1 protein-coding gene is annotated in these 360 nt (G+C 36.7%); it reads right to left on the bottom strand.

Annotated elements, in window-relative coordinates; all coding sequences use genetic code 11:
• Positions 1 to 81: 81 nt before the first annotated feature.
• The coding region (locus V7201_RS14170) for an aspartyl-phosphate phosphatase Spo0E family protein (RefSeq protein WP_335377395.1) at positions 82 to 360 on the bottom strand (279 nt) is incomplete at its 5' end.

Genomic DNA, 360 nt, shown 5'->3' with positions numbered 1-360 from the left:
CCTGGAACGAAAATCAACAACCTAGATTAACAGAGCCCAAAAAATAAAACAGCTACAACGCCCGATGCGTTTAGCTGTTTTTTAATGGGTTGGAACTTTTTTTATGTATGCGCGGTTATATTCGTTAAGTAGTTCATCAAGCTCCTGGCTATGGTGGATTGCAATGTTTGAGCTGAGGCCGTTCTTCGAAGCGATTTGGATCAATTCTTCACGTTTCTTCTCAATGAGGGTGATCAGTTGCTCTTTAGACAATGTGAAAATCCTTTCCTGTTTTATCTCTTGGCAGTCTACCAAACTACATTTATGTAAAAAGGTTATAAATATAGAAATAATTTCAAGTGCTATATTAGTATATAGCAT

Source organism: Bacillus sp. JJ1122, from assembly GCF_036964885.1.
GTDB lineage: Bacteria > Bacillota > Bacilli > Bacillales > Cytobacillaceae > Mesobacillus.
This window is presented reverse-complemented; position numbering and strand designations above follow the sequence as displayed.